The sequence below is a fragment of the Picosynechococcus sp. PCC 8807 genome (assembly GCF_001693295.1).
In the GTDB taxonomy this organism is placed as follows: Bacteria; Cyanobacteriota; Cyanobacteriia; order Cyanobacteriales; family MRBY01; genus MRBY01.
In genome coordinates, this window is record NZ_CP016483.1 from 1,559,172 (window position 1) to 1,580,279 (window position 21,108).

Genomic DNA, 21,108 nt, shown 5'->3' on the forward strand with positions numbered 1-21,108 from the left:
TTCGATGTTTAGGAGACACAGAAAATAAATCACCGGTGGTGATCGCCTTTTTTTATCCTGATTCTTAACTCTTAATTGTTGGCGAACTTTTGGGGTCGTTAAAAATGTATTTACCAGCGGGTGTCGAGGTAGAGATTTTGGTCGTTGCGGTAGGTGGGCCGTTGCCAGGGGTTGCGCTGCCAATAGGTGCTGAATTGGGGTGATGAACTAGGCTCTTTTTTCCAAGGCTGTTGCCAATAGGGTTCATATTGCCAAGGGCGACTTTTCTTGCTTTTGAAAGTATTGCTAAAAGAATAAGTATGGTGGCTAGTCGGCCGTCGGTAGTGGGCTGGTTTCCAGGGGCGATCGCCTGGTCGTCGATGGGCGCTAGACCCAGGGTAGCTATGGTAATAGGGCGAGCGGGAGTAGTAGGAATTGCCGTTGATAAAGGTATTGGGGCCAAAGGTCTGGATACTGTATTGATTGCCCCGACCATCTTGGCAGGTGGTATAAAAATCGCTAATCCGGAGACAGGTTCCCTGGGCCGCGACGGGGATCGCCAGACAGGAAATCTCCAGGGCCAAAATTAAAGCTTTCATTGGGTTGATGCAGAGCGCTGAAACTTGCCTTCAGTATAGCCAAAGGATTTGAATTTCCTGGTGCTTACCAGTTCCATAGGAGCGGATTTTCGTCTAGAGGATCGGTTACTGTCCGCCCGATATGGTCAATGGCTTCGAGATCTTTAGCCGTTAACTCGACATCGATGGCCTGGGCATTGGCGATCGCCTGTTGGGCATTGCGCGCGCCGACGATGGCATTGGTTTGGGGCTGCCGAATCAGCCAGGCGATCGCCAGTTGAGCTAAGGTGCAATTTTTTGTCGTGGCGATCGGTTTCAGGAGTCCGAGGGCCGTTTGTACCCGTTGATAATTTTCTGGGTCAGCATAGAGACGGTTGTGGGAGCGGTGATCCCCCGCCGCAAACTGGTGATCGGGGCCAAATTTCCCCGTGAGCAGACCCTGAGCCAAGGAAGAGTAGGCGAGGATCGAAATCTGCTGGGCCGCGCAAAAAGGTTGAATCTCCCGTTCAATGGCCCGCCAAAATAAAGAATAGGGCGGTTGAATACTATCGATTTGGCCGTGTTCCATGGCTTCCTGGAGTTGCGCCAAGGAAAAATTAGACACACCAATGGCGCGAATTTTGCCCTGTTCTTTCAAGTGATTCAGAGCGGCCATGGTTTCAGCGATGGGCACCAGGTCAGAATTCCACGTTCCCGCTGGCCAGTGGATTTGATACAGATCGATGTAGTCTGTCTGGAGCCTGTTGAGGGAATTTTCGCAGGCGGTGATCACCTGGTCGTGGTGGAGGTGATTGGCAAAGACTTTCGTTAATAGGGTCACTTGATCCCGTTGGGGGGCGATCGCCTCGGCGACCCGACGTTCAGAATCCCCATCGCCATAAATTTCAGCGGTATCGATGGTCGTAATGCCTGCATCTATGGCGGCACGGATCCCGGCCACAATTTCTTGGTCGTCAATATCCGCCCAATTGCGCTTGCCCGCTTGCCAAGTACCGAGAATAATCGGGGTGATTTGGACGGCACTTTGGCCTAGTTGTCTTGTTTTCATAAGCTCGTTTTTCTGGCGGGTCATTGGTTCCACTGTAGCTTGTTCCGCTGGGGAATTAATCTACTCCGTCAGATTCGATAAGCTGGGGGAGCAAGGGTTGGAGGAAAATAAACATGACCATCCAGGAACGTTTGATTTGGTTGCAGGAGCGCACCAGCCTCGGTTGTCTGTCGCTGGAAACCCTAGGGGCGATCGCCACGGCACTCCAGAGGCAAACCCTCCCTCCCCAACAGACCCTCAGCGAGATTGACCAACATCCCCAAGGTTTGTATATCCTGATTTCCGGGGAGGTGATCAGCCACAACAGCGCGGCTGCACCAGAGACCAACCCATTAACCAGAGGCAGTACGATTAATCTGCGGCCTTTACTCCTTAATGAAGCTTCCCAGGAGGCGATCGCCACCGTCACCGACACAGAAGTGTGGTTTATGCCGCGCCAACAGTGGCAAGACCTGATCCAAAACTATCCTGAAATTACCCAGGCCTTTTCCCAGGATCTCGCCCAGGAGCTGGCAGAAGTCGCCCAAGCTCTCCAACAGGAACAGCAACAGCAGGAAATTTTGCGCCCCTACCTTGTCACCAAAGCAAAACGGGGGGTCGTGGGCAAAAGTCGCTACGCTAAACGCCTGCGGCAACAAATTCGTGAGGCGGGCACCCATGATCGATCCATTTACATTTTTGGGGAACCGGGTTTAGAAAAAGATAATTTAGCCGCCTTGATTCACTACGGTTCGCCCCGACGCCGACAGCCGATTATTAAAATCGATTGCAGTATTCTCCAAAAAAGTGGTGCTGAACTCTTTGGCCGCACCGATGGCAAAAAAGGTCTCTTGGCATGGCTGGGAAAAGGCACCCTAATTCTCAACAAAATTGAAGAATTGCCCCCGGAACTGATCGATAAAGTCGCCACGTTAATCGAAACCCAGACCTATACCCCCATCAGTCGCCCCGGTGATCCAGAACCTGTCCCCCAACAAACGGCGGCAAAATTGGTGGCGATCGCCGAACGACAACTCCCCGCCGTGGCCCGCCATTTTTCCGAAACAATTAAAGTGCCGCCGCTGCGGGTGCGCAAAGCAGATCTCGCGGCCCAGGTAGAATATTACACCAGCTTATTTTGCCGGGCGAAGGGCCTCGATAAACCGACCCTCACCCCCGAAGCCCTCCGTCGCCTCCAGTCCTATGATTTTCCGAACAATATCCGCGAACTGCAAAACCTCGTAGAACGGGCCATTGTTCAATCAGATCAAGGGTCAATACTCACCGAAGAAATTTTTTGGTCAGCCCAGGGGAAACAAAAACGCTTTCGCCTCAATTTACTCAATGCCTACCCTGCCTTTCGCCGCTTTCTCCGGAGTGCTTGGTGGCCCGACCGCATTAACTATGGTTTTACGGCGATCGCCTTTCCATTAATTATTGCTGTTCTATTTCTCGCCCCCCAAACCCGTGACCAAAATTTTGCGTTGAACTTCTTTTGGGCTTGGTGGTGGCCCCTGGTGCTTCTCGCTTTTCCCTTTGTCGGTCGCCTCTGGTGTGCCGTTTGTCCGTTTATGATCTACGGGGAAATTACCCAGAAAATTACCACCGAACTCCTAAAGCGCGACCTCAAACCCTGGCCCCGTCAGCAGGCAGAAAAATGGGGCGGTTGGTTTCTCTTTGGCTTATTTGCCCTGATTTTCCTTTGGGAAGAACTGTGGGATTTACAAAATACGGCTTATCTCTCGGCTTGGTTGCTGATTATCATTACTGCCGGGGCGATGATCTGCTCGGCGATCTTTGAGCGGCGGTTTTGGTGTCGCTATCTTTGTCCCATCGGCGGCATGAATGGCCTCTTTGCAAAACTGTCGATGACAGAACTACGGGCACAACAGGGCACTTGTTCGGCGGAATGTAGCACCTATCAATGTTATAAAGGCGGCCCCCAAAAGGGTGAAGGCTTAGAAACGGCGGGCTGTCCCCTCTATTCCCACCCGGCCCAACTAGAGGACAACCGCGATTGTGTACTGTGCATGACCTGTCTTAAGGCTTGTCCCCATCGATCGGTAGCGGTAAATCTACGCCCCCCAGCCATTGAACTCTGGACAACCCACCGACCCCGCACCTATGAAGTGGCCCTTTTACTGTTACTGCTGGGGGGAATCTTTCTCCATCGGCTGCCAGAAATTAATCAAGTCCTGGGTTTAAATTTAGACCTCAGTCAATTTTGGCCCCACCTGGGATTGGCGATCGCCGCCTTGGGAGTGCCCGCTGGAGTAGTCCTATTAACAGGGGCCGTGGTGCAATTTTTAAACTCTCCCCCCAAGGCAAAACCCTTTTTACAATTGGCCTATGGTTATCTACCCTTGGTTTTGGGGGGGAGCCTCGCCCATTATCTCCGCCTCGGTTTAGGGGAAGCTGGCCAAATTTTACCCGTAACCATGGCCACCTTCGGTCTCCAGGGCAGCACCTTGCCAATTGTTGTCGCCCATCCCGCCGTGATTGCCTTTCTCCAGGGTTCAACTCTAATCTTTGCAACGCTCTGTACTTTTGTGCTCACGAAAAAAATGAGTAAACAATCCTGGCGATCGCTGTTGCCCCAGTACCTAACAAGTCTCGGTCTCGCCTGGGCGATGGCTCAGATTATTGTCGGTTTGTAACAGATTTTTGTTACAAAACCCCAGGGCTTAACACCATTTTTTCAACCGTTATTGCTCTACCCCGATCCCCTGAAAGGATTGGGGTTACTACTGTTTGGGGCAAATAGGACTTTGATGGCTCACACCCCAGAAAAATATTTTTTCGTCAATAACTTGCAATATTTGTTTACATTTTGTTATATTTATTCATGTAAGCAAGCACGAGGTTCCCTCAATGGCTACTGGTTATACTTCCAACGAATTCGGTCAACTCAACAGCTTTGCAATCGAGCCTGAAGTCTACGTTGATACAGAACATACCGCCGGCTGGACAGCCTACGCCGAAAAGTTAAATGGCCGCCTGGCAATGATTGGTTTTGTGGCGCTCATCGCAACGGAATTGATTGGTGGCGATACCCTGATCAATCTCTTGTTCCAACTCTAATTTTTTAGTTTTTTCCCAGTTATTTGTCGTTTTACGAGGCTAGTTGCAATGTTTGGTTCCCTGGTTATCTTGATTCGCAAAGTCATGGGTACAGCCCGTTTTAACAAAACTCGTGGTAAGGTCATTGGTCTTCATTGCAAGACAATCACCAACTTTTGCAACACCGTCGGCCTCGACGCAAAAACGCGACAAAATCTAATTCGCCTCGCGAAATCCAATGGCCACCGCCTAGGTTTCATGGCCTAAACTCCGTTGCATTCTTAGGTACTCACTATGTCCCGTCAACCAATCACCAAAAAACAAACCCCAGCTTCTCAAAATGCGGGTATTGTTGCGATTCTCTTTTTCCTAGCTGGTGCGCCCCACATCTACAGTTTTCTCAAACGACGTTCCCAGCAGGGGGCAAGTCTTGGGGCCTTAGGGATGAAGATCTTAGGGTTGCTCGGGACGGGTACCATCGGGGCGATCACCGTGAATGCCCTCTAGGGTTATCTATAAGTTTTCTACAAGTTTGTTCAAGTTTTATTCTCCTCTACACGAGCAATCGTGATCATCAACTCTAAAACTCCGGTGGGATGGGGTTTTAGGGTTTTTTTATGGGAGAGATTAAAAGGCGTTCTCAATGAATATGGAGAGTTATGCCTTGAACTGGGCGATCGCCTTTTGCACCGCACTTTGAAACTCATGCCATGACTTCTGACATCCTTCTGCGAGTTCTTGCCAGGCATTATCTGTACTGTGTTTCAGGTGATTGACCTGTTCTTGCAACTTAACTTTCTGGGATTCGAGGGCGGCAATGTTCGCCTCAAAAGCAGATCTCGCTTCCGCCTTCGCAAGATTGGCTTGGAGCTTTAATTCATCGATATTGCGAGAGGCTTCGTCAATTTGCTGGTGCAGTTGGGTGACTAGCTCGTCTTTATTGCTGGGTAAATTCATTGTTTTCTCCTCTTGTTCGACTGCGCTTCAATTGTTGATCAAGGCCGGGTAAACAAAGTCCGCTTATTTGCTGAAATTTGTTACGTCGTGGTCAGATAGCGTTGTGTAGATCGCTCCACACTAAATCAAGTATAGAAAAAATATTGAAGTTTTTGGTTGTTCTGAGCCAAATTTTTATGTCAGGCTGATTCGTTTTAAATATGACTCCAGGAAGTGCGCCAGGTCTGCATTTTTTCTAGGGGTTAATTGTTTAGTTGCAGGGGAGAAATTTATAAAAAATCGATAAATTTAGGTTAACAACTTGTCATCGAAGTCTTCAATGAGCCAGAAAATGCTCTTAAGAAATCTTAATCTTGTCTTTCGGATTTGTGTAGGCAATTGCCTTGTGGCTTTCGAATTTATGTCACAAAAAATGTAACCATCGTTGAGGCCAGAAAAATCCTGTTTAAGCTGGGAGCATTAGTAAACGAGAAAAACTTTTTTGGCTTGGGATCGTCGGTGTAAATAAATCTCCGAATTTTAAATCTGTTGAAGTCAGAAGGTTATCGGCAAAGGTGTGATGATGAACAAAAAATTAGTTGGCAATTGTTTAATGATCGCTGGGGCGATCGCCCTTGGGGGAATTGGCATTTCACGACAGCTACCACCGGCCACCAGCCAAGGGGTTTGTCGGAATACGAATGATTTAAGCGCCGTTGATGCAACCCGTATTGTTGAGTTCGAGCAATTTGGTATCCAACTGGAAATTCCCCGAAATTTTCGGACGATGCTCCGCAATGATGGCAGCATTTCAATCCTCAGGCCGGGAGATTTTAATTTGATTCGTTGCCTTGCCCAAGGAACGCCCGTGCTAGGGACAGATGCGATTTATCCCCAGACCCTCCGGCGGCAACCCAACCCCCAAAATTTAACCCTCCAAGAATTTGCCCAGGGGCGCACCGTGGGGCCAAATCCGAAGGTCAGTCGGGCATCAATTAATGGCATTGATGTGGTTTTTGCGGAAATTCAAAGCCAGTTTGATGTGGCCTATGGTTGGTACGAAGCGCCGGATGTGCCGGGGATCGTTGAGGTGCAAAGCGTGAACAAGGCGTCTTTGGTGAATTTATTTGATCAGGCGACGTTATTGGCCCAGGCGAGCGAGCCACTCCTATTTGCTAACAACCAGGGGGCGGCCCAGGATCCGCTCATGGTGGCTTTGGCAACGGCAAAAGGCCTTGGTTACACTCCAGAGAGTTTTCGGGTCAGCATCGACCGACAAAACGATACGGTGGAAAACCCCCAACGCTCTACGGTGACGATCACCCAAGAAGGTCTGTTGGATGATTCGGTGCGGGGGCAACGGTTTACGATTTCCCTCAATAAAAATGCCAATGGCACCTGGACGGTCAGCGATCGCCAAGTGACCTGGCGCTGTCAACCGGGTCGGGGTTCCCAGACCTATTCAGCACAACTCTGTCTCTAGCGTTTTTGTTGGCTGGAATGTTTGACTGAAATTTAAAGTGATTACCCAGGAGCCCTGCCCACCATGCAAAAATTTTACTATTACACCCTCCCCGCCACGGCCTTTGTTTTCAGTGCGATCTCCGCCTATCAGTTTTTTGGGAACCGCACCACCGCCAGTATTCAGCCCTCGCTGCCCCAACCGGGCTTTGGTGCTGTTTTAAAACAAACCCCAACTGAACCTGAGCCGAGTCTTCCTACCCCAGAGCCAGGGATCACTCCACCAATCCCAGTGGCGATCGCCCGCACGGTGACGGGATCGGAAAAAGCCAGTATTTTTCAGCGGGTGGTGGATCAGCAAGCCAGCCTTGGCCTCTGCCTGGACAACGATAATTTAGCTGCGAATCTCGATGATGCGGCGGTGTATCAACAGGGCGAAGATCAATATTTGGTGAGTGTGCTGTGCTTTATGGCGGCTTATCAGGGAGCCTATGAATTTGTTTATGTTGACGGTGAAACTATCACCCATTCCCGTTTGGCCCTCGCTGGCTTTCCCACCTTTGACCCAAAAACCAGCGTTCTCAGCAATGGCTATAAATTTAACGGCGCAGGGACTTGCCTAGAGGACTCTGAATATTATTGGGATGGCTATAGCCTGCGACTTATCTCTGCCAGTTTGATCGATGGTGTCCCCAATGGCTGTGCAGATCTCGGTGTGCGATCGCCCAGTGCAGATTATCTAATTACCGCCGAGGGGGTCGGGCCTGCCCGTCTAGGAATGACTTTTAGAGAGTTCAAAGCCCAACTTCCCGAAGCGGCCACCTTGGAAGCCGTGCCTTTGGGGGTTGATCTGCCCACCGGCTGGCAAGTAAATCTCTATGGCGCAGCCCAGTTTGTGGTGGCCTTTGATGGGGACAGTGGTGACAATCTTCCCGGTGACCAGGACAAAATTATTCGGATTATGGTGGACAATCCCAGCTACCGTACCGCGGCAGGAGTTGGCCCTGGCACTCTCCTATCCGAGGCGATCGCCGCCTATGGCCCTGCAACCCTCAGCTACAGCACAGAAAATGAAAGTCGAGAATTGATTCAATTTGCCGACTCCCCTTTCAACACTGACCAAACATCCTGGCTCTTTTTCCGCTCGAATCAATGGACCCTAAGCGATTACGCAGGTATTTATCCTGATCGCCAAGACAGCTATCAAACGACCACCCAATACGAAGACCATGCCGCCATCGGCTCCATTTGGCTGACCCAATATTGATTGAGGGACTACTCTTGAATTTTTAAGACGGTCACTAAATTCAGGGCCTGAAGCTGGGAATAAATGAGCAGATTGGAGATGAGAGACGTGACAATGACGATCAAAGCCGTCAGCCCATAGATACCGGAATTTAGGGTTAACGGTAGACGATAAAGCTCCGTATTGTAAGCTTGCACCAACAGCCAGAGCAGCAGTACCCCCAGCCCCAAACCCAAGGGAATGGCGATGAATGTGAGCAGAGTTTGTTCCCCTAGGAGGATAAAAGCAATTTCGGTTTGGGTAAATCCCATCACCCTCAGAGTGGCTAACTCGTGGCTTCTTTCGGACAGGGCAAGGCGCGCTGAATTGTAAACCACACTGAAAGTGATAATGCAGGCAAAGAGGACAATAATGCCGGTCATAATCTGGAGGCTTTCGCCGCTAATGGCTTGGAAACTTTCTAACAGAGCTTCCCGAAACGCAATTCCTTCAATGGCTGGTAATTGTTTTAGGGCTTGGTAAAGTTGTTCTTTTACTTGGGAGTCAATGAGAACATAGGCTCCGGAAATGACCTGGCCTTCACCCAGCATTTGATTCAGCGCTGCTAAATTCATGTAGGCCGATAGACCAATCGGTTCATCCACTAAGCCCATCACCCAGGTTTCTGTTTGTTGGCGTTTCCCCTCAAGGACTTCGACTCCGAGGCGATCGCCGGGTTGAATATGAAGGATTTCCCCCAACTTTGTGCCCAAGACCAGACCTGCTGGTGGTAAAGATACAGGTTGCAGTTGACGGTTAACGAGTTGTCGTAATTCCCCTTGGGGTTCGAGGCCGGTAATCGCCAGGCGATATTGATAGTGGCCGTGGCGTAACCGCACTGGCACCGACCGAAAAACCTCTGTCTTGAGAATGCCTGGGAGGTGGCGCAGGTGATAGCGGCTGCGATAGGGCAACAGTTGATTAAACGTTAAGGTCATGTCTTCGCGCTGCACGGTTTGGAATTGGATATCCATTAAAGCCGTCATGGATCCTTGCAGGCCAAACCCCGTTAGTAAAATAGCCACAGCCACAGCAATACCGAGGATCGATAAGCTAGCGCGGAGGGGACGACGTTCGAGATTGCGGAGAATAATCCGTCCGGCTGGCGAAAAAAACCGTTGTAAGCCCAATCTTTCGACCATGGTGGCGCGAAATGTCACGGGTTGTTTGGGTCGCATGCCCTCGGCTGGGGGTAAGAGAATCGCTTCCCGTACCGCCATCAATCCACCAATACAGGCCGCACCGCCACTAATAAGCAAGGCGGTGATGATAAGCAGGGCACTGGCTTCATAGCGCAGGAAAGGAAAATGGAAAAAGTCTGCGTATAGTTGGGTTAAACCTTGTCCGAGCCAAAGCCCGCAGGATAACCCCAAAACAGCACCACCACTAAAAACCAGCAACATGAATTTGAGGTAATGCCAGCCCACTTGGACATTGGTATAGCCAAAGGCCTTGAGCACGGCAATTTGTCCCCTTTGGATGGCAATCAGGCGGGAGATTAAAATATGGAGCAAAAAAGCGGCGATCGCCAAAAAGATTGTCGGTAGGATCGTGGCAGAGACTTCTAAACTCTGAATTTCATCGCTCACAATCCGGTGGGAAAACTGATCACGGCGACCATAGGCCCCCAAGCCGCCATAGCCTTCGAGGAGATGATCTAACTGGGTAATCACGGCCCGTTCATTAGCCCCAGGGGTCAACGTGAGCACCACGCTATTAAAAGCACCATCAAGGCCAAAGGCGTGACTTAAGGCGGTTTCGTTGGCCCAGAGAATACCAAAACGTTTGTCGTCTGGGTAAATATTCCCCCCGGAAACCGCATAGATATATTCAGGGCTGAGGGCAATGCCCGTGACCCGGAGGTTTTGCCAGCGACCATTGAGAATTGCCCCCAGGCGATCGCCCACTTGGATCTGATTGGCGATCGCAAAGGCCTCACTGATGAGCACTTCCTCTGGTTGTTGAGGATCGGGAAAGGTGCCTGGACTGCGTAAAAACAAACCATTGAGCATCCCCTCGCGTCTAGGAGGCAGGGAAATTAACCGCGCTGTGGCCGGTTCTAAGAGTCCTGGTACATTGAGGGTGATATCAGCGACAATTCGGGTTTGTACTTCCTGAACTGCGTTGATGGCGGCAATTTGTGATTGTAGGCTTTGGGGCGCGCGCTTCAGTTCCGCAAACACTTCCCCAAACCGATAGCGTTCATAGTAGGCCGTTTGGGTCAGCACCAGGGAGTGGTAAGCACTGAGCATCATCACAAAACAAGCAATGCCACAGGCCACCACGAGGGCGATCGCCAAAAGTTGACCCCACTGGGCCTGTAGGTCTCGCCATAACTTCCGATCCAGCGGTGCAACCATCCCTACCACTCCAAAAGCAATGGTGATTGTTTAATCGCATTCGTTTCGATGGCGACAATTTCCCCACTACGCATCCGCAAGACCCGGTCGGCCATGGCTGCAATCCCGGCATTATGGGTAATCACGGCGACGGTGGTGCCCAGGTCGCGATTAATCTGTTCAAGCACCTGCAGCACCCGTTTCCCGGTTTGGAAATCTAAAGCGCCCGTCGGTTCGTCGCAGAGCAAAACCTCTGGTTGTTTGGCGATCGCCCGGGCGATCGCGACCCGTTGTTGCTCGCCCCCCGATAGTTGAGCTGGGAAATGATCGAGGCGATTCTCTAAACCCACTAAGGTCAAAGCCTCCGTGGGAGCCATGGCATGGGCCACCAGATCCGTTACGAGGGCCACGTTTTCTGACGCTGTCAGACTTGGGATCAAATTATAAAATTGGAACACAAAGCCCACATGGTTGCGGCGGTAATGGGTGAGTTGCGCTTCGTTGGCGGTGGTGAGATTTTTGCCCCGAAAAAAAATTTCGCCCGTACTCGGAATATCTAAACCCCCCAAAATATTTAGCAAGGTTGATTTGCCGCTCCCCGAAGCGCCCAACAGCACGACAAATTCCCCCTCGTATAATTCTAAATCGATATTTTTTAGGGCTTGTACGGCCACATCACCGATGTAATAGGTCTTGGAAAGGTGTTGAATCCAAAAAAGAACGATGGGTGAGTCGGTCATAATTATTGCCCCCCTAGTTTGTTGGCGCTGCACGGTCTGCTTGGGGCTGTACTCGACGCCCAGTTTGAAGATCTCCAGAGGGATAAAGGATCACTTGATCATTGGCAGCTAAACCGCTTTTGACCTGGGCATTCTGTTCCGTTTTGTGGCCAATCTCCACCGCCACTGCTTGGGCCTGTCCCGCTTCCATGAGAAACACACACCATTGCTCATCGCAGCGAAATAGGGCGCTAAGGGGCACCTGCAATACATTTCTGGCTTGCCAAACCACGATCTGAGTTTCGACCCGATATTGATCGCCCAGGTTGGCGGGAATGTCATCGAGGCTAACCACCACATTTACCCGTTGTTCTTCGACGCCGAGGGCCGACACTTTGGTAAAAGCCGCTGGTTCAAGGCGTTTCACTTGGCCTGTCAAAGGGCGATCGCCACCCCATTGGTCGATGATGACGGGATTTCCGGGTTGAATCTGGGTCGCTTCACTAGAGAGTACATCCACCATCACTGCTAAATTTTGTAGATCTCCAAGCTCTAGCAGGGGCTGTCCCGCTTCCAGATATTGGTAATTTTTTTGGTAGAGACGCAGCACTTGACCACTGATGGGCGCTTTGATCGCGGTGCGTTGGACTTGGTCGGTGCGGTTGGCAAGCTCTGCCTCTAAACTGCGAATTTGGGCATCATAAACTTCGAGCAAATAATCAGGATCCTGTTGGGTGGCCCGCAGTTCATCCCGTGCGGCGATCGCCTCTTGCAGATTCGCCTGGGCTTGGTTCAGTCTTTGTTGTGCCACTTCTGAATTTTGGGCGATCGCCTTGGTATTCAGTGCCAATGTTTCCAGCGCTTGTTTCGAGATGGCCCCATTGCGGTAGAGAAATTCCCCCCGTTGTTGTTCCTGTTGCGCTTGGATTAAACGAATTTTCAATTCCGTGGCGATCGCCTGATCCGCTGCAATTTCCGCTTCAACCGCCTTGATCTTGGCTTCTGCTTGGGTCAAACTCTCTGTCTTTGGTCGGAGGGTGGCAACGCCTGTTTTTTCGGCTTGGAGGGCGTTGATTTGGGCCAAGATTGCCGACACATCATTATCAAATTCGAGGGGATCAATCTGGGCGATTACTTGATCCTGGCTCACCGGATCACCAACTTCAAGATCCAGTCGGGGCACATAACCTGCAACGGGGGTAGACACCAGGTAGCGATCCTCAAGGTAGGTCTGTCCTTCCTCAATGACCATCACTTGCAAAGGCCCCGGTTTAATGGTCACCACTTCTACCGGAATCGGTTTTGGGCGGAAGAGGACAACACAAATTCCAGCAACGGCGATGATCCCAAAACCATACAGCCATGGTTTGAGCTGAAGGTCTAAGACTTTTGAGGATATGACAGCGTTTGTGGCCACGACGCAATGAAACCGATGGAGTCAGGTTATAAGTCTGGGAGCCTACTTCCATGGTAGCCATTGCCACTTACATCAGCCCGGTATAGTAATGTTTCGCTAAATCATACTGCGTCAATTATTTGGCGATCGCCTGATTCTGAGCCAGATTCTCTTTGCAAAACCTGAGGACGACAATCATTACTGTTCCCTAGCAAAACCCTATTGGTTTTAATTTAAAATTATCAACACAAGTTAATATTTATTGACCAAAAAATTAAACTCTAAAGTAAAGTCTAAAACATTACCTATGGCCCTGAAATTCCTTTGATACAATGAAAATAAGGAGAGATCTAGAAAAAAAGCAACAATTCAATTGTTAAAGTCGCAACGAATTTAGCCAGTGATCAAATAGATTGACTATTCCTAAAAAAGCCTTTTTCTAAATCTCAAAGCAATGTCCCCATTCTCAACACAGGGGGAAGACAAATGAAGATTCAACAGGTTGCTAATTTTAGTAGTCGGACTGTTTTTCTCGGAGCCCTACTGATGTTCCAAGGGGCGACCCTCACCGCAGCCAACCCCTTCGATAATCTCGAAAATCGCTGTTTTGAGCAAGTTTGTGACCAGTACAACTGTCGCCTTGTGGAAGTTCCCTGTAGTCAGTCCGGTTCCCAAAATACGTCCCAGGAAGATGGCGGTGATGTGGCCCTTTCCTGTGGGAACTATGGTTTACCGTTTCAGGGGCCTTTAGAATGGACGCCCTACCAAGAAGCTCTCAATGATGGCCCCCAAAACCCTGGGCCTGTGTACGTCATTTTTTCAATGATCACCTCAGAAATGCGGCCTAACTGGACTCAAAATAATGGGATCTGGGAAGTTACTGGCCCCTTTGATCTCAGGGCGGGCAAGGGTTATCTGCTAGAATTTGGCCCCCAAACGCGCCAAGTGCGGATGATCGAAGGCCCGCTGCCCTACTATGTCGAAGGAACCGCCAGTTGGGTACAGGTGCGCAACACCGACACGTTCCGCAACAGCTACGCCTATTGCATCGTTTCAGCAAATAAATATAACAGCGCCACCCAGTCATCTACACCGAGCCAGACCCAAACAGGTGCAAATTCAAGGCAATGGCGAGGCACCTTAACGAGGAATAGTCGGGTTTTCGATGATGGGACATTTTACAATGCGCATCTATTTACGGGGCAAGCCGGAGATACGATCCAAATTACCCTTGAAACCCAAGCTTTTGATGGATTGTTGATTTTGGTTGATCCCCAAGGAGAAGCAATCGCACAAATTGATGACAACTGGAAAGGCGAGAAGGAAACATTAGTCATTAAACTACCCGATACGGGGGAATATACCATCGTTGTTAATAGCTATGAAGCCGGCGAAACAGGGGACTATCTTCTCAGTCTCAATCAAAATAATTCCGCTGCCCAAGCACCAACAGCCTCCCCAGAAGTGGCCCTTCAAGAGGTAACTCTTTTTGATAACAATAATATTTATGGTGTTCGTAATAGTCCAAGTAGTGCCACACAGTTTTCTTTACCGAATGCGGCACGGTTGACCTATTTCATGAACTACCACTGGAACGATGCCCGGGGTCAAGCTCCTGGAACAATGTGGCTGACCCATCAGGACGGCACAACCTATGGCCCCTGGCAAGCGACGACCCAACCGGGTCAAGGGGGCGTGCCCAATGCCTATTGGATTGTGCGCCCGAATGTCACCTTAAAAGCAGGCAACTATACCATTGGCGACAGTCATCCGAGCAGTTGGGCGAATAATCAACAATCGGGATTTAAGGGTATGTCTCTGCTCAAAGGCGTTTCGCTCGGTAGTGCCAATGGTTCTACCGGGAATGCTGGGAGTAACCCGATAGATTGCAGCCAATTGGAAGGACTAGACCGCATTTTATGCGAACATGACCCACGGAATTGACCATCGTCGTTAGTCTGGGATCGTCAATGGACAGTTGATCAGCGTTTCAGAAGTCTCCCATAATTGTTTGGCGATCGCCTCGTCCTTGGCTTGGTCTGATTTCTCAACGCGTCCTGGTGTGCCGGACATCTCCCCAAAGCCCTGGGGGCCAAAATAGTCGCCTCCGGTTGCCGTGGGTTCGAGGGCGGCCATCAGGGTGGGTAATGCGCCTTGTTCGACGGAATTTGCGAAGAAAGGCACAAAAATCGAACGGATCAGGCCCGCTAAAAATGCCGGAATGTAGCGGCCAAGTTCCGTGGGGGCGATGCCTGGGTGAGCCGCCACCGAGAGAATGTTTTTATTTTTTGCTGCTAGTCGCCGTTGCAACTCCACCGCAAATAGTAAACAAGCCAACTTGCTCTGGCCATAGGCCGCTGTTGCCGAATAGTCTTGCTCGGACTGTAGATCTTGAAAATTGATTTTGCCGAATTTATGGGCGTTGCTACTGAGCGAAACAACCCGTGATTCTGCGGTGTCGGGCATCAGATCAATTAAGAGCGCCGTTAAGAGAAAATGGCCTAAATAATTCACACAAAACTGACTTTCAAAACCATCTACCGTTTGGCTATAGGGAGGGAACATAATGCCCGCATTGTTGATGAGGAGATTTAAAGTTTGATGCCGTTGACGGTAGGCTGTAGCAAATTCTTTAACAGAGGCTAATTGACTCAGATCTAGCGCCATTGTCTCCACGTTAGCGTCGGGGATCTGCTGACGGATCTCAGTTGCGGCCGCCGCTGCTTTGTCCATGTCCCGACAGGCCAAAGTCACATGACAGCCTGTTTTTGCCAAACCGATGGCTGTTTCAAAGCCAAGCCCTGTATTTGCGCCGGTAACGATGGCTTTTTTGCCTTGTTGTGAAGGCAGGCTATCGAGCTTAAAGGTCATTCAAAAATATCTCCATTAAATTTTGCTGGAACGGCACTGGTTCAAAGTCGATTGTAACGGGTTGAATTTCTGGGGGGTGGGCATCGAAACGGGTGTGGGGTGAAAAATCCACCAGGCGATCGCAGCTCATAATCCCTTGATCGGCTGCTCTTAACGCTGGATCTGGGTGATAAGTCTGCAAAAAATCCGTCAAAGTCGTTTCTAGATCAGTCTGCAAAACCTCTTGGTGCCAGAGAGCATGGTTTAAAAAAGGCACTAATAATGCCAGCAAATCCCGCGTGACCACGACCGCCATCTTGGTCTCATCTTTGAGGCAGGCAAAACTTTTGATCAATTGACCGTCTGCTCCTATTTCACAGCCCGCTTGACCGCGATCCCACACCTGATCGTCGATTAATAACGACCCCCCACCAAAATCTTCCTCAAAGGGAAAATGGGTATGGACACAGCCCACCGAATAGCCAGAAGCCTCATTGCGGCCGAAGTAAGCAAAGCGATAACTGCAAATATCTTCAATGAGCCATGTGTCCGGGTGCCTTTGGGTGTGGGCCTTCGAGAAAGAGTCTTGCAAGGTATGGAGGGCAGCCCCAATAAATTTAAGGCCCGTCATTTTTCGATGTCGCTGGTCAAAACTGTCGGAGTCTGGCTGTGGGGACAATGGCCCGGCCATGGAAATAACGCCATGGATAATGGTGTCTTTGATGAAATTATGGGATAACCCACAGGATTCATGGGCACTGACGGATTCTTCTTGGGCGTTCCCCAGATAATTGCGCGTGAAGTTTGTAATTTGGGAGCGATTGTCATCGTGGCGAATCATGCCCGCTAATAATTCATCCCGTTCCGCTTCAGATAGAACTTCCCAATCTTCTGGCCCGACTAAGATCTGCATCAACTGCTCGGCAAAGGGACGATCTAGCCCCGGAAAATCCACCAGGGTATTGCCATTAAATAAAGGATGGGCTTGACGATCAATGGAGCCGACGGGGGTGCCATAGAAGTTGCGCGTCAGGGGATCGGGGCTTGTTTGCAATTGTTCAAGGGCAAAAAGGGTGAGGTATTCGTGGCCGGGAATTAAGTGGGTCATAAAGGCTGCGGCTTTAGTCCCCTGGGCAAGCCAGACTAGCATCAGACCCCCAATGAATCGATTCAATAATTTCATTATCTCAAGCTATTTTTGCCCCTGGATGGAGAACTTATTCTTCATTTTCTACTAGGATACGCTCTGGCTCTCCTTTTACATGCACCCGAAAAACAATAGCTCGCCCACCTTCTGGGCCTCCTTGGGGAGCGTGCTGGGCATAGGGCGGGATCACATAGGTATCGCCTGCTACAAGAATTTGGTTGGGTTTTCCGGTTTCGATATGAATCACAGAGCCTTCGAGCAGATAGATAAATTCTTCACCGGGATGGTAATGGAGGGGCAAGCTTCTCCCCGGCGGAATAATCACGTCTGAGATAATCACTTCGAGGTTTTCTGCCATGCTCACCGGCGCCCGTAACATTGTATTTGGCCCCGGTGGTAAATCTATACCAGTGCTTTGTTGGGCAATCTCAGATGGATGGGAGAAATGTTCAGGGGGATGGGCTTTGACTAGAGCTTGCTGGGTGAGCACACTGGCGATCGCCAAGGCAAAACCGGCACAAGCTTTTCCACGAATTGTCGCCATCGAATTTTTTTCCCAAGCATTAGGACTTATGGCCAAAGGATAGAAGAAAAAACTTTTCCCAGTAGCAAACTGAAACAACAATTTAAAGTTGAGTTGCAAAGCGCCCAGAAACAGACGCCCCATTAGTGCTTTTCCTGTCGGTTATGATCGAAACAGACCCACACCAAATATCACCAAGCAGTTCTTTTCACTTGACGGCTCCCTTGAAGCCACTTGTCACTGGGTCATACTGCATCGGGATTAATACGCCGCAACTAATCCCCAGTATTGACTGTTTTACAACTGAATAAAAAGAGGTAGCCTCTGATGAAAACACTCACTTTCCTAATGATTCCGGCAATGGCCTTGTCCTTAATGCCACAGTCCGTTTTAGCCTGGAACGCTTATCATCTCTATAACAAAGATGGGAGAGATATCTGGGCCATTGAATGCGCAGACGGCACACTCCACAGCTATGCAGGCAGCTCCAGTGGCCTCGGCACCGTGGGGCCAGCCCTTTGTGAGGATCATGGCGGCATTGCCAATCCTGGTGGTGACCCGCAACCAGTCCCCGCAACAGTTCACGAAGTAGATTCCTCCTTGGGTGATCCAAAACCAGAACCGACTCCCCCCAATTCACGACCCCAAACCTTTGAAAACTGGCACTTTACACCATAATCAATAGGACGTTTCTGAAGATTTTTTAACTCAACTATCCACCTTCTCATCATGCGTGGATAGTCTGTTTTTTAGAGGGCAATCCACCATTTCAAAGACATATATCAACCATAAAAAACCGCCCTCAAGGGACGGCGCTTTTTTATTACCTAGATGACCGAACTCTATCTAAGCCGAGGCGGAATATTTTGTCGGGTATCTGCACTCTGAACAGGATTAGCACACTCAGGATTTGGATTATTCAAACAAAGATGATTTTCAGACAAATGACGATGCTTGCCTGGCCCATGTTGTTCTGCGGCTTGTTCCCTGTCTAAGGCATGCATTTGCCCTCCCATACCCATTGTCAGAGCTTCCATGGGGAAAGCACATTGTGGACTGGGATTGTTTACACAAACATAACCAGCAGGCTGCATATACAGGAGTTTCCCCTTTGCCTCTTTTGTCCGTGACATCTCGTTAGCTTGTGCCATATTTCCCAAAAGAACAAAAATACTAGCGCCGACAAATAAGAACATTTTATTCATGTCAATTCTCCTTTATTTGTACTCAAACTAATAAGCTGCATCTTAAAAAAATGCATTGCATAAAGAGTAATCAAGTCAATTAATTTTGGAGACGCAGCAAAGTATGGACGTAACAAGCTACCTTCGTTTTTTCTTTCACTTAACTTCAGAATACAGATTAGATCAAAGATTAAGTGAGATCCCCAAAAACGAAATATTAATTTTTTAACTGTACCAAGGGACTGGCCTTTGCATACATTCATTTTACAGGCTAAATTTCAAAAAAAGAGAATCCAATATTAAAAAAAAGTAATTTTTTGTTGAATTAATAAGTCTTGAATAAAGTTTTGGTTAGATATCTGAGCCATAGCATCTTTAGATATATAAATAAAATACTTTATAGCTATATAAAATAAGCGGTTTTTTGACTTTAAGAATGATGATCTAACCTCTTGTGGAGATAATCGTCGTCATTGAGAAACGTGGCGATCGCCTTAGAAAGAGTCCTAGGTAGAACAGGTCGCATGGAAATCGCGGAGCCAAAGTTTAACAGCTTGGCCCACGGAACCTCGGGACGCATCACGGGGAGGGTTAGCTGGTTGGCTAGGATCAGGATTGGCAAGGCTAGAAACGACATTGGCGATCGCCCAGCCATTTTTCGTAGGGGTTAGAAACAACCAATAGTAGTTTTCAAAGCTGATTTTTTGACTGTTGTTGTATTGGGTTTCTAAGGTGGTGAAAAAAATCTGCTCTGTGGTGTCGGGAACCGTCGGCGTATATTGACGATTTTTGAGGGGCAGAGGAGTTAAATTTCCTGGACTGGCGATGACAATATAACTAAAACTATCTTCAGTACGGTCTAAATTACGCGCCCGTTGAATGACCCGATTACCATAGCTGGGTAGATCTTCCAGGAGTTGGGGCACAATTTCTGTTAAGGGGGCGTTGCACTGGGGTTGGGCGATCGCCTTCGTGGAGCAGATCCCGAAACTGCCGCAAATTAATGTGAAATAAATGGCGAGGGAGCGATTGAACATCATATTTTCAGTAGTGCAAAGGCGTTAGCTCGGCAGTGAACCCAGGCAGAGCAGGGAAAAATATTTCATCTTCCCTGTCTGTTTAGTCTAACCTTCGGCTTGGTCGGCAGCCTCAGCCCAGGTTTTCGCCCAGGTCAGGATTTCTTGTACGGCTTTAGGATTGGCCGCTTCACTATATAACCGCAGTACAGGCTCGGTGCCGCTAAAGCGAATCAGTAACCAACTTTGATCAGCAAGGCGGAATTTATAGCCATCTTTGGGGTCGCAGTGAATTACGTCACGGTTGGCGATCGCCTTGGGGGGATTTGTCGCGAGGATCTTTAAAAGGCGATCGCGACTGGAAAAGTCCCGCAAATGTAAATCAATGCGGTCGTAGGTGCCATAAAAATTAGCTTTGCTTTGAAGACTCTGGTAAATCTTGCCGAGGTCTTGATCAAAAATGGCGATCGCCTCTAGGAGATACAATGCCGCCAGCAGCGCATCCCGTTCGGGAATGTGGTGGCCGTAGCCAATGCCGCCGGATTCTTCGCCACCAAGAAGCACCTGGGTCTGTTGCATTCGTTCGGCAATGTATTTGTAGCCGATGGGTGTTTCAAAGACTGGCAAACCGTAGTATTCGCTCAAACGGGGGATTAAATCAGAGCCGCTGACGGTTTTTACCACTTCCCCTTGATATTGGCGATTTTGAGACAAATGGGCCAGCAAAATCGGGATTAGCTTTTGGGAACTGAAAAACTCACCATCCCCAGCCACAGCAGCAATGCGATCGCCATCACCATCAAAGACAAATCCCACCTGAATTGCCTCTGAATCTTGATTATGGGCGGCGCGAATGGTGCGTTGCAGTTGAGACAAATGTTTTTCTAAAGGCTCTGGTGGGCGGCCGCCAAACAAAGGATCTGGTTCACAATGGATTTCTTGGATCGCCGCATTGAGTAACTGTGTCAAACCGCCTGCCGCTGCGCCATACATTACATCGGCAAAGACCTGGAGACGACCAGCGGCGATCGCCTGGCGAATTTTTTCTAAATCAACCAGTTGCTGTAGTCCGGCGCAGTAGTCCTGCCAGGGATCGAAATAATCTAAACTGCCCGTTGTTAAAGCTTGGGGTTTGTTGCCCGCCTCCAGTCGCGCTTCAATCTGAGCCGTAATTTCCTCAGAAACCGAGCCGCCAAAAGCCCCTTTCACTTTTAATCCTAAATAACCCGCTGGATTATGGCTCGCCGTTAAAGCGATCGCCCCCAGAGCCTTGTGGTGGTGGGCGGCATAGCTCAGGGCTGGGGTTGGCGCAAAACTATTGGCTAGAAGTACGGGAAATCCTTCCCCCTGGATCGCTTCGGCGGCAGCAAGGGCAAATTCATCTGCGAGAAACCGCCGGTCGTAGCCGACGATTATCGTGTTATCAATGGCTTGGTCTGCGAAATTTTCTTTTAAAACATGGGCTGTGGCGATCGCCACCCGTTGCACCCGTTCAAAGGTAAAATCCGCCGCAATAATGCCACGCCAACCGTCTGTGCCGAACCGAATCGGCTGTTGATTCCCAAACGCCAACACAATCTCTGCCTCAAAAACTTAAAAACGTCCTTT

Annotated in this window: 20 protein-coding genes; 8 read left to right on the forward strand and 12 right to left on the reverse strand. The window is 49.4% G+C overall.

Annotation, left to right across the window (positions count from 1 at the left end; translation table 11 throughout):
- Positions 1-110: 110 nt before the first annotated feature.
- Together AWQ24_RS07450 and AWQ24_RS07455 are read right to left on the reverse strand one after the other, a co-directional pair.
- The gene (locus AWQ24_RS07450) at positions 111-578 is read right to left on the reverse strand and encodes a hypothetical protein (RefSeq protein ID WP_065716423.1); all 468 of its coding nucleotides are present in this window, start codon (positions 576-578) and stop codon (positions 111-113) included.
- A gap of 64 nt (positions 579-642) precedes the next feature.
- Complete coding sequence (locus AWQ24_RS07455) at positions 643-1,605, reverse strand: aldo/keto reductase (RefSeq protein ID WP_065716424.1); 963 nt, start codon at positions 1,603-1,605, stop codon at positions 643-645.
- A gap of 113 nt (positions 1,606-1,718) precedes the next feature.
- Between AWQ24_RS07455 and AWQ24_RS07460 the strand changes: the two genes are divergently transcribed.
- The 4 genes from AWQ24_RS07460 (at position 1,719) to AWQ24_RS07475 (ending at position 5,151) form a co-directional block, all read left to right on the forward strand.
- Complete coding sequence (locus AWQ24_RS07460) at positions 1,719-4,241, forward strand: sigma 54-interacting transcriptional regulator (RefSeq protein WP_065716425.1); 2,523 nt, start codon at positions 1,719-1,721, stop codon at positions 4,239-4,241.
- Positions 4,242-4,455: 214 nt separating this feature from the next.
- Positions 4,456-4,665 (forward strand): chlorophyll a/b-binding protein, encoded by a 210-nt coding sequence (locus AWQ24_RS07465; RefSeq protein WP_012307090.1) that lies wholly within the window; start codon positions 4,456-4,458, stop codon positions 4,663-4,665.
- 48 nt (positions 4,666-4,713) lie between these two features.
- Entirely contained in the window at positions 4,714-4,911 is a 198-nt protein-coding gene (locus tag AWQ24_RS07470) for a hypothetical protein (RefSeq protein WP_012307091.1), read from the forward strand.
- A gap of 27 nt (positions 4,912-4,938) precedes the next feature.
- Positions 4,939-5,151: a hypothetical protein gene (locus AWQ24_RS07475; protein ID WP_065716426.1), complete on the forward strand. Its 213-nt coding sequence runs from the start codon at positions 4,939-4,941 to the stop codon at positions 5,149-5,151.
- A gap of 150 nt (positions 5,152-5,301) precedes the next feature.
- Here AWQ24_RS07475 and AWQ24_RS07480 read toward each other — a convergent pair whose 3' ends face one another.
- Positions 5,302-5,601 carry a hypothetical protein gene (locus AWQ24_RS07480; RefSeq protein ID WP_030007153.1) on the reverse strand — a complete coding sequence of 100 codons (300 nt, stop codon included), beginning with the start codon at positions 5,599-5,601 and terminating at the stop codon, positions 5,302-5,304.
- A 559-nt stretch (positions 5,602-6,160) separates the two neighbouring features.
- Here AWQ24_RS07480 and AWQ24_RS07485 point away from each other — a divergent pair.
- A complete protein-coding gene (locus tag AWQ24_RS07485; RefSeq protein WP_157096838.1) occupies positions 6,161-7,063 on the forward strand; it encodes a hypothetical protein in 903 nt (300 codons plus the stop codon).
- A 63-nt stretch (positions 7,064-7,126) separates the two neighbouring features.
- Complete coding sequence (locus AWQ24_RS07490) at positions 7,127-8,308, forward strand: DUF1176 domain-containing protein (RefSeq protein ID WP_065716428.1); 1,182 nt, start codon at positions 7,127-7,129, stop codon at positions 8,306-8,308.
- 8 nt (positions 8,309-8,316) lie between these two features.
- Here the strand turns inward: AWQ24_RS07490 and AWQ24_RS07495 are convergent, their stop codons facing one another.
- The 3 genes from AWQ24_RS07495 to AWQ24_RS07505 are packed head-to-tail and all read right to left on the reverse strand — an operon-like array spanning position 8,317 to position 12,801.
- A complete protein-coding gene (locus AWQ24_RS07495; protein ID WP_065716429.1) occupies positions 8,317-10,686 on the reverse strand; it encodes an ABC transporter permease in 2,370 nt (789 codons plus the stop codon).
- A 2-nt stretch (positions 10,687-10,688) separates the two neighbouring features.
- On the reverse strand, positions 10,689-11,405 hold the full coding sequence (locus tag AWQ24_RS07500; protein WP_065716430.1) for an ABC transporter ATP-binding protein: 717 nt from the start codon (positions 11,403-11,405) through the stop codon (positions 10,689-10,691).
- Between the two features lie 13 nt (positions 11,406-11,418).
- The gene (locus AWQ24_RS07505) at positions 11,419-12,801 is read right to left on the reverse strand and encodes an efflux RND transporter periplasmic adaptor subunit (RefSeq protein ID WP_065716431.1); all 1,383 of its coding nucleotides are present in this window, start codon (positions 12,799-12,801) and stop codon (positions 11,419-11,421) included.
- A 465-nt stretch (positions 12,802-13,266) separates the two neighbouring features.
- Between AWQ24_RS07505 and AWQ24_RS07510 the strand changes: the two genes are divergently transcribed.
- Positions 13,267-14,724, forward strand: a complete 1,458-nt coding sequence (locus AWQ24_RS07510; protein ID WP_065716432.1) for a PPC domain-containing protein — start codon at positions 13,267-13,269, stop codon at positions 14,722-14,724.
- Positions 14,725-14,733: 9 nt separating this feature from the next.
- Here AWQ24_RS07510 and AWQ24_RS07515 read toward each other — a convergent pair whose 3' ends face one another.
- The 3 genes from AWQ24_RS07515 to AWQ24_RS07525 all read right to left on the reverse strand — a co-directional run bounded on the left by AWQ24_RS07515 (position 14,734) and on the right by AWQ24_RS07525 (position 17,321).
- Positions 14,734-15,651: an oxidoreductase gene (locus AWQ24_RS07515; RefSeq protein WP_065716433.1), complete on the reverse strand. Its 918-nt coding sequence runs from the start codon at positions 15,649-15,651 to the stop codon at positions 14,734-14,736.
- On the reverse strand, positions 15,641-16,780 hold the full coding sequence (locus tag AWQ24_RS07520) for a hypothetical protein (RefSeq protein ID WP_232318786.1): 1,140 nt from the start codon (positions 16,778-16,780) through the stop codon (positions 15,641-15,643). The genes AWQ24_RS07515 and AWQ24_RS07520 overlap by 11 nt, the downstream gene beginning before the upstream one ends.
- A 67-nt stretch (positions 16,781-16,847) precedes the next feature.
- Positions 16,848-17,321, reverse strand: coding sequence for a cupin domain-containing protein (locus AWQ24_RS07525; RefSeq protein ID WP_083993571.1), 474 nt, complete (start codon positions 17,319-17,321; stop codon positions 16,848-16,850).
- Positions 17,322-17,627: 306 nt separating this feature from the next.
- Here AWQ24_RS07525 and AWQ24_RS07530 point away from each other — a divergent pair, with 306 nt between their 5' ends.
- Positions 17,628-17,978, forward strand: coding sequence for a hypothetical protein (locus tag AWQ24_RS07530; protein ID WP_152550995.1), 351 nt, complete (start codon positions 17,628-17,630; stop codon positions 17,976-17,978).
- Between the two features lie 164 nt (positions 17,979-18,142).
- On the opposite strand, the gene AWQ24_RS07535 is transcribed toward AWQ24_RS07530, so the two are convergent.
- The 3 genes from AWQ24_RS07535 to AWQ24_RS07550 all read right to left on the reverse strand — a co-directional run bounded on the left by AWQ24_RS07535 (position 18,143) and on the right by AWQ24_RS07550 (position 21,072).
- Positions 18,143-18,505 (reverse strand): hypothetical protein, encoded by a 363-nt coding sequence (locus AWQ24_RS07535; protein WP_030007142.1) that lies wholly within the window; start codon positions 18,503-18,505, stop codon positions 18,143-18,145.
- Positions 18,506-18,990: 485 nt separating this feature from the next.
- Positions 18,991-19,524 carry a hypothetical protein gene (locus AWQ24_RS07545; protein WP_065716437.1) on the reverse strand — a complete coding sequence of 178 codons (534 nt, stop codon included), beginning with the start codon at positions 19,522-19,524 and terminating at the stop codon, positions 18,991-18,993.
- Between the two features lie 84 nt (positions 19,525-19,608).
- Positions 19,609-21,072 (reverse strand): phosphoglucomutase/phosphomannomutase family protein, encoded by a 1,464-nt coding sequence (locus tag AWQ24_RS07550; RefSeq protein ID WP_065717332.1) that lies wholly within the window; start codon positions 21,070-21,072, stop codon positions 19,609-19,611.
- Positions 21,073-21,108 lie beyond the last annotated feature (36 nt).

Bases quoted from the DNA above. Each gene is read 5' to 3' on its own strand.
- AWQ24_RS07495 (WP_065716429.1), bottom strand. From the start codon at position 10,686: ATGGTTGCACCGCTGGATCGGAAGTTATGGCGAGACCTACAGGCCCAG.
- AWQ24_RS07470 (WP_012307091.1), top strand. From the start codon at position 4,714: ATGTTTGGTTCCCTGGTTATCTTGATTCGCAAAGTCATGGGTACAGCC.
- AWQ24_RS07510 (WP_065716432.1), top strand. From the start codon at position 13,267: ATGAAGATTCAACAGGTTGCTAATTTTAGTAGTCGGACTGTTTTTCTC.
- AWQ24_RS07525 (WP_083993571.1), bottom strand. From the start codon at position 17,321: ATGGCGACAATTCGTGGAAAAGCTTGTGCCGGTTTTGCCTTGGCGATC.
- AWQ24_RS07475 (WP_065716426.1), top strand. From the start codon at position 4,939: ATGTCCCGTCAACCAATCACCAAAAAACAAACCCCAGCTTCTCAAAAT.
- AWQ24_RS07480 (WP_030007153.1), bottom strand. From the start codon at position 5,601: ATGAATTTACCCAGCAATAAAGACGAGCTAGTCACCCAACTGCACCAG.
- AWQ24_RS07500 (WP_065716430.1), bottom strand. From the start codon at position 11,405: ATGACCGACTCACCCATCGTTCTTTTTTGGATTCAACACCTTTCCAAG.
- AWQ24_RS07485 (WP_157096838.1), top strand. From the start codon at position 6,161: ATGATGAACAAAAAATTAGTTGGCAATTGTTTAATGATCGCTGGGGCG.
- AWQ24_RS07515 (WP_065716433.1), bottom strand. From the start codon at position 15,651: ATGACCTTTAAGCTCGATAGCCTGCCTTCACAACAAGGCAAAAAAGCC.
- AWQ24_RS07520 (WP_232318786.1), bottom strand. From the start codon at position 16,780: ATGCTAGTCTGGCTTGCCCAGGGGACTAAAGCCGCAGCCTTTATGACC.
- AWQ24_RS07465 (WP_012307090.1), top strand. From the start codon at position 4,456: ATGGCTACTGGTTATACTTCCAACGAATTCGGTCAACTCAACAGCTTT.
- AWQ24_RS07490 (WP_065716428.1), top strand. From the start codon at position 7,127: ATGCAAAAATTTTACTATTACACCCTCCCCGCCACGGCCTTTGTTTTC.
- AWQ24_RS07455 (WP_065716424.1), bottom strand. From the start codon at position 1,605: ATGAAAACAAGACAACTAGGCCAAAGTGCCGTCCAAATCACCCCGATT.
- AWQ24_RS07460 (WP_065716425.1), top strand. From the start codon at position 1,719: ATGACCATCCAGGAACGTTTGATTTGGTTGCAGGAGCGCACCAGCCTC.
- AWQ24_RS07450 (WP_065716423.1), bottom strand. From the start codon at position 578: ATGAAAGCTTTAATTTTGGCCCTGGAGATTTCCTGTCTGGCGATCCCC.
- AWQ24_RS07535 (WP_030007142.1), bottom strand. From the start codon at position 18,505: ATGAATAAAATGTTCTTATTTGTCGGCGCTAGTATTTTTGTTCTTTTG.
- AWQ24_RS07530 (WP_152550995.1), top strand. From the start codon at position 17,628: ATGAAAACACTCACTTTCCTAATGATTCCGGCAATGGCCTTGTCCTTA.
- AWQ24_RS07545 (WP_065716437.1), bottom strand. From the start codon at position 19,524: ATGATGTTCAATCGCTCCCTCGCCATTTATTTCACATTAATTTGCGGC.